The sequence below is a fragment of the Variovorax sp. P4_B10 genome, from assembly GCF_056402375.1.
Genome location: NZ_JBFUHN010000134.1, coordinates 1 through 10,852, shown reverse-complemented (window position 1 = coordinate 10,852; position 10,852 = coordinate 1). Strand labels below are relative to the sequence as shown.

Below are 10,852 nucleotides of genomic sequence, written 5' to 3'. Positions count from 1 at the left end.
ATCCCGAACAGGACAGTGAAACGCGTCAGCGCCGATGATAGTGCGGGTTCCCGTGTGAAAGTAGGTCATCGTCAGGCTCTTACAGCCCAGAAAACCCCAACCAGATATGGTTGGGGTTTTTTGCTTTGGGAATTCCAAAAAGAATAGGCGATCAAAGATGGCGCGCTTTTTTTATTCCTGAAGAGGCCGAATCAGGTATTCCGGATTCCTGACGAATCCATCTCTGCAGCATTGGCTGCGATCAATTCAGCCAAGATGTCGCCGGTCAATTGGTCCAACTCCTCGTTGGCAAAGAAGCGCGAACGAATGACGCCCAGGTATGGCGTGCTCTGGAGCCAGGCGGTCCAGTCATCGGGCGCGATGAACTGCACTTCCAGCAGCTTGAACTTCATCAACACCTTGATGGCATGCCGGGCATGCTTCACGGGATCGCGCCGCAGACTCTCGAGCCGACGGCGCGCAGTGGCCAAAGCGTTGTCCACTTCATCGAAGACGCGGCCATGCCCCGGAATCACCCGCAGCGGCGCCAGTTTCTCGATCCGATCGAGCGTCGCAGCCATCTCCCCGAACGACGGTTCGCCCGCGAGCTCGGGAAATGCGATGCCGAAGCCGTTCTCCCACAAGGCATCTGCCGAGATCAGCGTGCGCGAAGCGGGGTCGAACAGGATGATCGAATGAGGATCATGGCCCGGCGCACTGTGTATCTGCCATGCCATGTCGCCGAGCACGCACTCCGTTCCCGGTTGCAGCAGGCCAGTGAATCGAAACCGCGGGCAGGCCTGTCCCGTTGCAAGAAAGCTCAGACCCTGCTCGTCCCACCGCTCCACCAGTGCTGCCTCTCCAGGCGGAATATCCGTTCGAAGCGCCGGGTAGCGCTGCTGCAAGGCGGCGTTGCCGCCACAGTGGTCGCTGTGCAGATGCGTATTCAGGATACGGTCGAGCGGCCGTGCTCCCAATGTCGATTCGACCAACGCCAGCGTCTGCTCGGCATGCGTGACATAGCCGGTGTCGACCAACGCAGTCTCATCAGCCCCGATGAACAGGATGTTGTTCGAAGAAAGCCACCCACGTTCGAACACGACGACATTCGCCGGCAAACCGACGCTCGCCGCGGCGCCGCTCATTCAGGCGCCCACACTGGAGCGAAGCTCGCGCCGAAGAATCTTCCCCACATTGGTCTTCGGCAAAGAGTCGCGGAACTCGATATGTTTCGGCCGCTTGTAGCCGGTGAGCTGCCCATTGCAATACTGTAGAACAGCGTCTTCTGTCAGTTGCGAGTCCTTGCGAACCACGAAGACCTTGATCGCCTCGCCCTGCTTCTCGTCCGGCACGCCGACGGCCGCGCACTCGACGACCCCCGGACACAACGAGATCACGTTCTCCAGCTCGTTCGGAAACACGTTGAAGCCGCTCACGAGAATCATGTCCTTCTTGCGGTCGACGATGCGGCTGTAGCCATCCTCCTGCATCACGGCGATGTCTCCGGTTCGCATGAAACCATCAGCGGTGAAGGCGGCCGCGGTCTCCGCAGGCTGGTTGTAGTAGCCCGTCATCACGTTGGGCCCCTTGATGCAGAGCTCTCCCGGCTGTCCCACAGGCAGCGATTCACCCTCGTCGTCCTTGATCGCGATCTCGATGCTCGGCAACGGAAGCCCGATGGTGCCGGTGAACCTGGTGTTCGACACCGGGTTGTTGGTACCGATCGCGCAGGTCTCGCTCATCCCCCAGCCTTCGATCATCGGACAGCCTGTTGCCTCGAACCATTTGCGCGCCGTGCCTTCCGACGCGGCCATGCCACCCGCCTGCGAGACGAACAGCGTCGAGAAGTCGATCGACTTGAACTCCGGATGCATCAGCAGCGCATTGAACAGCGTGTTCACGGCCGGCAGCATGTGGAACGGCCGTTTCTTCAGCACCGCGATGAACTTGTCGAAGTCGCGCGGATTCGGGATCAGCGTCATGTGCGAACCTTGCCGGATCGCCAGCAGGCACAGCGTCAACGCAAAGATGTGATAAAGCGGCAGCGCAGCGATGCTGTTGACCTTCGCCAGGTCGCCGGCGCGCGCCAGTGCCGGCGTGAACCAGGCTTCGGCCTGCAGGGCCGCCGCCACGATGTTCCGATGCGTCAGCACAGCGCCTTTCGACAGCCCGGTCGTCCCCCCGGTGTACTGCAGGAAGGCGACCGAATCGAGCGTGCTCTGATCGGGTCCCAGCGTGCGCCCCCGTCCCTCCGCAATCGCCTGCGGGAACGGCGTCACCGTGCGCCCGTCGCTCAGCGGCAGCTTGTAGGGCGGCACCATCTTCGCCAGATGCCGCACGGCCAGCGTGATCCAGGCGCCATAGAGGCCACCCAGCAGATCGCCCATCGAGGTCACGACCACGTGCTTGACCGGCGTGCGCTCGATCACCTGCTCGAGCGTCGCGGCGAAGTTTTCGAGAATGACGATGGCCGTGGCGCCCGAGTCCTTGAGCTGGTGCTCCAGCTCGCGCGCGGTGTAGAGCGGATTGACATTGACACAGGTATAGCCCGCGCGCAGCACGCCGCACATCGTGACCGCGAACTGCGGCACGTTGGGCAACATGATCGCCACGCGCGCGCCCGGCTCGAGGCCGCGCGACTGCAGCCAGGCGCCCAGGGCCTTCGAAAGCGCGTCGAGCTCCCCATAGGACATCCAGCGCTCCATGCAGACCGAGAACGGCCGGTCCTTGTAGCGACCGAACGCCTCCTCGAGCATGTGGGGCAGGGACCGGTACTGCTCGGGGTGAATCTCCTGAGGTATCCCGTCCGGATAGTTCTGTCGCGCGGATGTCTGCATGCAAGCTCCTTTGGCGCGGATTGTGGGAGCCAGTCCCTCCCAACCGCCAGCGGGCTTGTCCTAGGGTGCGCGTGCGTGCTGTCGCGCAGGCGATAGCCGCGCCGCCCTTCCGGCGCAGCAGGCTCAGGCCTTGCCGGTCTCGCCGGGCAGCAAGACACCGGCTTCGATATCGGGCTCGACCTGCAGCGCCTGGTAGAGCGGCGTGAAGTCGGGCTCCGTGAGATCGAAGAGCTGCGCAAAGCTCTCGATCACGAAGTAGTTGCTTTGGTAGGTGTCGATCTTGTAGCGCGTGCGCATGGCGCGCAGCAGGTCCAGAGGCAGCCGGCGCGGCTCGTCGCTGCACACGGCATGCGTCAGTTCGCCCACTGAACTCAGGATGCCGGCGCCGTAGGCGCGCAGGCCATCGGGCTGGCGAATCAACCCGAATTCCACCGTGTACCAGTACAGCCGCGACAGCTTCTCGCCGGCGCCCAGCTCGTGCGCCTTGATACCACCGGCGCCGTAGCGCTGCACGTAGTCGGCAAAGGTGGGGTCGAACAGCATCGGCACATGGCCGAAGAGGTCGTGGAAAACATCGGGCTCGACGATGTAGTTGAACTCCTCGGGCTTGCGGATCCAGTCCGTCACCGGAAACTTGCGATTGGCGAGCAGGGTAAAAAAAGGCAGCTCGGGAATCAGCCCCGGCACTGCCACGATTTCCCAGCCCGTGGCCCGATGCAGCCGTTCGTTGATTTCCTCGAAGCGCGGAATGCGGTCCTTCACGCCCAGCGAAGGCAGCGCCTGGATGAACGCATCGCAGGCCAGGCCCGGCAGCTGCGCAGCCTGCCGCTCATAGAGCCGCTTGTAGGTGTCATGGTCGGCCTCCGTGTAGCTGGCCCAGTCCTGCGGGCAGGTGTAGTCGGCAAGCACGGTGCCGCCGCGCGAGTAGTCGCCGCGGGGTGGGCGATCCGAGGCGCCATAAACGGCGGGAGTGACGACAGCGGCGGCAAAGGTGTCCATGTCCATGGGGAATGCTTCTCTGGTTATTTGAGCCAGCGGTCCATCACGCGCTGGAAGTCGCCGCCGGCCTGCTGCAGATGCAGCCATTGGTCGACGTACGACTTGAAGGCCACGTCGTCGCGCGGCAGCATCCAGGCCATTTCGCCGTATTGCAGCGGCTTGTCGGGATTGACCGCGCAAAGGCCCGGCTTGAGCTTCTGCTGCGTGATGGCCTCGGCTGCTTCGGTCACGAACACGTCGGCGCGGTTGGCGAGGATCTCGTCGAAGATCGTCACGTTCTCGCCGTGCAGCGTGAGCTTGGCCTGCTTGAAGTTGGTGCGGGCAAAGCGCTCGTTGCTGCCGCCCGGATTGAAGATCACGCGCGTGGAAGGCTTGTCGATCGCGGCCACGCTCTGGTACTTGGCCACGTCGGCGCAGCGCGCGATCGGCGTCTTGCCGTTGACCATGTAGGGCGTGCTGAAGAAGGCGCGCTTCTGCCGGTCGGTGGTGACCGACACGCCGCCCACGGCGATGTTGCACTTGCCCGCGGCGAGGTCGGGCAACAGGTTGGCCCAGGTGGTCTTGACCCACTCCGGCTTGGCGCCGAGGCTCGCGCTGAAACCCGTCATCAGGTCGACGTCGATGCCTTCGTACGACGCATCGGCCTTCTGGAAGCTGAAGGGCTTGTAGTCGCCCGGGGTGCAGATGCGCAGCACCGCCGCCTTCTGCACCGCGTCCAGGTGCGAGCCGGCCGCCGGCGTCGTTGCCGCCGGCGCCATGGCGCAACCCGAAAGAACGGCGGCAGCCGCCGCGATGAAGGTCAAACCGATCGAAGAAGACGTGCTGCTGCGCATGCGGGCTCCTGGGGCAAAGGGAACAGTTGAAGAAGCCCTCATTTTGCGGCGCTCAGCACGCCACGGCGCATCTGGTCGAGCTCGATGCTCTCGAACAGCGCCTTGAAGTTGCCGTTGCCGAAGCCGTCGTCGCCCTTGCGCTGGATGAACTCGAAGAAGATCGGGCCGAGCTGGTTCTCGCTGAAGATCTGCAGCAGCAGCGCATCCTTCTTGCCGTCGATCAGGATCTTGCGCTTCTTCAGCTCTGCGACGCTTTCGCCGTGCCCGGGAATCCGCTTGTCGACCAGTTCGTAGTACGTGTCGATGGTGTCGAGCAGGGTGACGCCCTTGGCGCGCAGCGCGTCGACGGTTTCGTACAGGTTGTCCGACCCCATCGCGATGTGCTGGATGCCTTCGCCGTGGTACATGTCCAGGTACTCCTGGATCTGGCCGGCCTGTTCCTTGCCCTCTTCGTTGATCGGGATGCGGATCTTGCCGCACGGGCTGGTCATGGCCTTGCTCTTCACGCCGGTCACCTGGCCTTCGATGTCGAAGTACTTGATCTCGCGGAAGTTGAAGAGCTTCTCGTAGAAGCCGGCCCACACGTTCATCCGGCCGCGGTACACGTTGTGCGTCAGGTGGTCGATGTAGGTCAGGCCGTTGCCCTTGGGCGCCAGCGCATCCTGCGATGCCACGCCCGGCAGCGGCTCGAAGTCGACGTCATAGAAGCCGATGTTGCCGATGTCGCCCGGTTTCGCACCGTTCTTGCCGGGCCAGCGGTCGACCAGATAGATCAGGCTGTCGCCGATGCCCTTGATGGCCGGGATGTTCAGCTCGCCAGGGCCTGCCTTGTCGGCGAAACCCCAGGCGCCCAGCGCGGTGGCGCGCTCATAGGCCTGCTTGGCATCCTGCACGCGGAAGGCGATGGCGCAGACGCTCGGGCCGTGCTCGCGTGCAAAGCGCTGCGCGAATGAATCGGGCTCGGCATTCAGGATGAAGTTGATCGTGCCCTGGCGGTACAGCAGCACGTTCTTGTGGCGGTGCTTGGCCACGGCCGCGAAGCCCATGCGCTCGAACACCTTGCCCATCGCGACCGGGTCCGGTGCCGCGTATTCGATGAATTCGAAGCCGTCGGTGCCCATGGGGTTGTCCCAAGGGGTGAAGGCGGGTGCGTCGGCTTGGCTCATGTGCGGTCTCCAGAAAGGGGGCGAATAAAAGGTGGGAAAAGGCGAAAACCGCCAGTGCTGCAATGTAGGCCGGATGGCGCTCATGTTTTCAGCGTTCTTGGGCGCCTGTGGTGGCGTTGACGCAGTAAAACTGCAAAAATAGATGAATGGAAGCACTAGACAAGATTGATAGACTCATTCTGCGCACGCTGCAAGCAGACGGGCGTGCCACGTACGACCAGATCGCCGAACAGGTCAGCCTGTCGCCCAGCGCCGTGCTGCGGCGGGTCAAGCGCCTGGAGGAAAACGGGGTGATCGACCGTTATGTCGCCCTCGTCCGTCCCGAGGTCGTCGGCCTGGGTCTCACCGCCTACCTCAACGTGCGGCTCGAAAAGCACACCGAGAGCCACAAGCGCAACCCGATGGACCTGTTCCGCGCCAGCGTCCAGACCTGGCCCGAGGTGGTCGAATGCGCAGCGCTCACCGGCGACATGGACTACCTGCTGCGTGTCGTCGTGGCCGACATGGCGCACTACAGCCGCTTCATCATGGACACCCTCCTCAAGCACCCCAGCGTGGAAGACTGCAAGACCAGCTTCGTGCTGGACCGTGTCAAGGCCACAACAGCTGTGCCGGTTTAGCTACAGATTGGTTGCGTGGGCGACACGCGCTCCGGCACTCGGTCACAAATGTGTCCGGGAAGAGCCCTTGTTGTCTTGTTTATTAAGGGGAAACCCTTATATTGGAGCCATGCTTACCGCCAAGACCCTCCTCAAAGCGTCTCTCGGCCTCGGCTCTTTCCTGAAGGCGCCGATGGTTGAGACCCAGCCACGCGCTGCTTTTGCGCCCCAGCCCGTCATGGTGCCGATCCGCTCGATCGGCCCGCGCGAACGCGAGCGCATCGCGCGCCACCTGCTGGCGCTCACCCCGCACGACCGCTACCTGCGTTTCGGCTACGCGGCGGCCGACGAGCAGGTTCAGCGCTATGTCGATGAGCTCGACTTCGAGCGCGACGAACTGTTCGGCATCTACAACCGCCGCCTCGACCTGATCGCCATGGCCCACCTGGCTTTCGCGCCGAGCGACCAGCACAGCGACTGCGCCGAGTTCGGCGTGTCGGTGTCTGCACACGCCCGCGGCCGCGGCTATGGCGCTCGCCTGTTCGAACGCGCCGTGGTGGTGGCCCGCAACGAAGGCGTCGGCATGCTCTTCATCCATGCGCTGAGCGAAAACGCCGCCATGCTCAAGATCGCCCGCAACGCCGGCGCCACGGTGGTGCGCAGCGGCGCGGAGGCCGAGGCGCATCTGCAGCTGCCCACCGCCACCTTCGACAGCCGCATGAGCGAAATCGCGCTCGAGCACTACGCGGCGGTCGATTTCCACCTCAAGAGCCGCGCCAAGCAGTTCTGGGCCTTCCTGGCCAGCCTGCAGGAAGTGCGCAGCGGCATGCGAGACGCCCGCAGCAAATCGGCTCCTTGACTGTTGGCCCCCCGGCTTTTCACTTCGCTTCGCTGCGTGTAATTCGCCACCCCCCGAGGGGGAGGCGCGGCTCGCCTTGGGGCGAGCCCGGCGGCGGCCGCCTGTGTTCTCCGTCGAGGGCGGAACCAGAGGTAGTGCCTGTCACACGCAATCCGTTATCCTTGCCTCTCTTCAACTACGCCCTCCCGCAGTGGCCGAACCTCACCCTGAACGCGCACCCGTAGAACGGGAAGACAAGCGCGGCTTCCTCCAGAAGCTTGCCGAATTCATCCACCCCGGACCGGACTCGCGCGACGAGCTGATCGAAACCCTGGCAGATGCCGAGGACAACGAGGTGATCGGCGCCGAGTCGCGCGTGATGCTCGAAGGCGTGCTGCGCATGGCCGACATGACGGCGGGCGACGTGATGGTCGCGGCGCCGCGCATGGACGTCATCAACATCGACGCGCCCTTCGATGCGCTCCTGCACCTCATCATCGACACCGCGCACTCGCGCTTTCCGGTGTACGAGGGCGAGAAGGAAAACATCATCGGCATCCTGCTCGCGAAGGACCTGCTCAAGCTGCAGCGCGCGCCGGGGCTCAACATCCGCGCGCTGCTGCGGCCGGCCACCTTCGTTCCGGAGAGCAAGGGCCTGAACGACCTGCTGCGCGAGTTCCGCGGCAACCGCAACCATCTCGCGATCGTGATCGACGAGTTCGGCCGCGTGGCCGGCCTCATCACCATCGAGGACGTGCTCGAGCAGATCGTCGGCGAGATCGAGGACGAGTTCGACATCGCCGAGGACGAGGGCGACATCTTCGGCCTCGCCGACCACACCTACCGCGTCTCGGGCGACACGCCCATCGAGCGCGTGGCCGAAGCCTTCGGCATCGTGTTCGACGAGGAACAGCTCAGCGAAGACTTCGACACCATCGGCGGCCTGATCGCGCACGAGATGGGCCATGTGCCCAAGCGCGGCGAACACCATGCGATGGGCGGCTTCGACTTCGTGGTGCTGCACACCAAGGGCGGCGCGGTGCGCTGGTTCAAGGTGTCGCCGGCCCGCGGCGGCGACGCGGCCGACTGATGCCGTTGCCCGCAGCGGCAACGGCCCGCGTCTCTCCCGCTTCCCCCGCGATGGCTCTGTTTCGCCTGCTCGGCTTCGGGCTGGCCGGACTGGCGCAGGCGGCATCCATCGGCTGGCCGGCCGACGGGCACCCGTTGTGGTGGCTTCAGCTCCTGTCGCTGGGCGCGTTGGCCTGGCTGCTCGATCGGCTGCGCGCCGAGGGCGCAGGCTGGCGCCGTGCCGGCCTCCATGCCTGGCTTTTCTCGACCACCTGGCTCACCGGCAGCTTCTGGTGGCTCTTCATTTCCATGCACACCTATGGCGGGCTTCCGGCGCCGCTGGCCGCCATTGCCGTGCTGGCGCTCGCAGCGGCACTGGGGCTTTACTACGCAGCGGCCTGCGCATGGTTCGTGGCGCGCGGTCCCAAGGGCCGCGTGACGGGTGCGCTGGTCTTCGCGGCGCTCTGGACACTGGCTGAGCTCGTGCGCGGCAGCTGGTTCACCGGCTTCCCCTGGGGGGCAGGCGGCTATGCGCACGTGGAAGGTCCGCTCGCCGCGTGGGCGCCGTGGGTCGGCGTCTATGGCATCGGCGCGGTCGCCGCGCTGGTGGCAGCCCTCGTCGCAGGGGGGCCGCTGGTCCGCCGCGCCGAGATCGTGCAGGGGCTGTTGTTGATCGCCCTCGCGTTCGGCTTCCCGCATCTCGCGTCATCGCTGCGCAACGATGCCGGCGGCACGAACACCGGCAGCCTCCAGCTGGCGCTCCTGCAAGGCAACATTCCGCAAGACGAAAAATTCATTCCGGGCGGCGGCATCGAAACCGCCTTGCGCTGGTACGGCGAACAGCTGCGCGACGCCAAGGCCTCGCTCGTGGTGACGCCCGAAACCGCCGTGCCCCTGCTGCCTCAGCAGTTGCCGGCCGGCTACCTCGAGGCGATCCAGGCGCGCTACGGCAGCGGCACGCAGGCGGCCATCGTCGGCCTGCCACTGGGTGGCCGAGGCGGCTACAGCAACGCCGTCCTCGGCTTCCAGCCCGGCGCCGCGCAACCGTACCAGTACAGCAAGCACCACCTCGTGCCCTTCGGTGAATTCATTCCGCCCGGCTTTCGCTGGTTCATCCAGATGATGAACATCCCGCTCGGCGACTTCCAGCGCGGCGGGCTCGCGCAGGCGCCCTTCGTCTGGCAGGGCCAGCGCATCGCGCCGAACATCTGCTACGAAGACTTGTTCGGCGACGAAATCGGCGCGAACTTCCGCGACGAGGCCACGGCGCCGACCATCCTGCTCAACGTGAGCAACATCGCGTGGTTCGGCGACTCGGTCGCCATCGACCAGCACCTGGCCATCTCGCGCATGCGTGCGCTCGAATTCGCGCGGCCGATGGTGCGGGCCACCAACACCGGCGCCACCGTCGTCATCGACGCCGAAGGCCGCGTGACGCACCAGTTGCCGCGCCTCACCCGCGGCGTGCTCGAGGCATCGGTCGAAGGCCGCAAGGGGCTCACGCCTTATGCGCGCTGGGTGGCGCCGTTCGGGCTGTGGCCGCTGTGGATCGCGGCGCTCGCCATCGTTGCCAGCGCCGTCGCGATGGGCCGCCGCCGGCGCTGAGCGGGCTTCAGGCCGCGGCCGGCACAGGCCAGTCGCGCAGCTTGCCCGGATTCAGCAGGCCCAGCGGATCGAAGCGCTTCTTCACCGCGATGACCTCGGGCGGCAGCGGGCCGCCGGCCTTGCCGTCCTCCACGATGTTCACGTGCGGGTTGTTGATGTGCACGTCGTGTTCGCGATGGATGCGGATGATCTCGTCGAGCCGCTCCTCGGTGCTGAAGCGCACCAGCTGGAGCCCGCTGCAGGTCATGAGGCCCGCCACGTTGCGGATGAACTCGATGTGCATCATCACCTCGCCGCCCAGCAGCGCTTCCATTTCGATGATCTGCTCGACATGCCTGCCGGGGATGAACCCGCTTTGCAGATAGGTCAGCGTCGGGTCGACCTTGAGCGCGTGCAGCGTGGTGTGGTTCCAGGTGAACTCCATCAGCGTGCGGTTGCTCTTCTGCACCTCGGCCGCGGTCTTGCGGTAGCCCACCGTGCCGCGGTGTGCCTCGACCAGCTGCAGCAGCGCAGGCTCGCACGACTCCGCCACCAGCGACAGCACCGCATGGCAGCCCTTGGGCAGATGCGCCGCGAGCTGCGCCAGATGGTCCGGGATCGGTGCCGCAAAGAACGCGATCTCGCGCTTCACGATGCCGGGCCCGTTCGCCAGCTTGTCGGCGAAGTGCAGCGCATCGGAGAAACTGTCGAAAGTCACCAGCGTTTCGAGCCACGGGTGCGCGGGCGCCAATGCGATCTCCAGTTCCAGCACGAGGCCGTTGGTGCCCCACAGATGGTGCATGCGCATCGCCTCCGCGCCGCGCAGCTCGACCACCTGCGGCTCGGCCTCGATGGTCATCGCGCGGATGCCGAGCACATTGCCGGGTGCGCCGAGCGGCCCGTAGTTGATCGAGCCCACGCCGCCGAAGCCACCGCCGAACAACCCGCC

The 10,852-nt window shown here is 65.2% G+C and carries 10 protein-coding genes; 4 read left to right on the top strand and 6 right to left on the bottom strand.

All coding sequences use genetic code 11. The features are described from left to right. Nucleotides 1-191: 191 nt before the first annotated feature. From AC1DXX_RS32205 to hppD, 5 genes are all read right to left on the bottom strand, one after another. Nucleotides 192-1,124: an MBL fold metallo-hydrolase gene (locus AC1DXX_RS32205; protein ID WP_478138264.1), complete on the bottom strand. Its 933-nt coding sequence runs from the start codon at nt 1,122-1,124 to the stop codon at nt 192-194. Next, nucleotides 1,125-2,816 (bottom strand): AMP-binding protein, encoded by a 1,692-nt coding sequence (locus AC1DXX_RS32200; protein ID WP_478138263.1) that lies wholly within the window; start codon nt 2,814-2,816, stop codon nt 1,125-1,127. A 123-nt stretch (nt 2,817-2,939) separates the two neighbouring features. After that, entirely contained in the window at nt 2,940-3,815 is an 876-nt protein-coding gene (gene phhA / locus AC1DXX_RS32195; protein ID WP_478138265.1) for a phenylalanine 4-monooxygenase, read from the bottom strand. 23 nt (nt 3,816-3,838) lie between these two features. Beyond that, nucleotides 3,839-4,648 carry a transporter substrate-binding domain-containing protein gene (locus AC1DXX_RS32190; RefSeq protein WP_478138262.1) on the bottom strand — a complete coding sequence of 270 codons (810 nt, stop codon included), beginning with the start codon at nt 4,646-4,648 and terminating at the stop codon, nt 3,839-3,841. 38 nt (nt 4,649-4,686) lie between these two features. After that, a complete protein-coding gene (gene hppD / locus AC1DXX_RS32185; protein ID WP_478138261.1) occupies nt 4,687-5,814 on the bottom strand; it encodes a 4-hydroxyphenylpyruvate dioxygenase in 1,128 nt (375 codons plus the stop codon). A gap of 146 nt (nt 5,815-5,960) precedes the next feature. Between hppD and AC1DXX_RS32180 the strand changes: the two genes are divergently transcribed. The 4 genes from AC1DXX_RS32180 (at nt 5,961) to lnt (ending at nt 9,924) form a co-directional block, all read left to right on the top strand. Continuing rightward, a complete protein-coding gene (locus tag AC1DXX_RS32180; protein WP_478138260.1) occupies nt 5,961-6,434 on the top strand; it encodes an Lrp/AsnC family transcriptional regulator in 474 nt (157 codons plus the stop codon). A gap of 109 nt (nt 6,435-6,543) precedes the next feature. After that, nucleotides 6,544-7,272, top strand: coding sequence for an N-acetyltransferase family protein (locus tag AC1DXX_RS32175; protein WP_478138259.1), 729 nt, complete (start codon nt 6,544-6,546; stop codon nt 7,270-7,272). Between the two features lie 190 nt (nt 7,273-7,462). Next, nucleotides 7,463-8,341: an HlyC/CorC family transporter gene (locus AC1DXX_RS32170; RefSeq protein ID WP_237676270.1), complete on the top strand. Its 879-nt coding sequence runs from the start codon at nt 7,463-7,465 to the stop codon at nt 8,339-8,341. Next, nucleotides 8,341-9,924 carry an apolipoprotein N-acyltransferase gene (lnt, locus tag AC1DXX_RS32165; RefSeq protein WP_478138258.1) on the top strand — a complete coding sequence of 528 codons (1,584 nt, stop codon included), beginning with the start codon at nt 8,341-8,343 and terminating at the stop codon, nt 9,922-9,924. The genes AC1DXX_RS32170 and lnt overlap by 1 nt, the downstream gene beginning before the upstream one ends. A 7-nt stretch (nt 9,925-9,931) precedes the next feature. Here the strand turns inward: lnt and AC1DXX_RS32160 are convergent. Next, nucleotides 9,932-10,852, bottom strand: a 921-nt coding sequence (locus AC1DXX_RS32160; RefSeq protein ID WP_478138257.1) for an FAD-binding oxidoreductase, incomplete at its 5' end; no start/stop codon positions are given.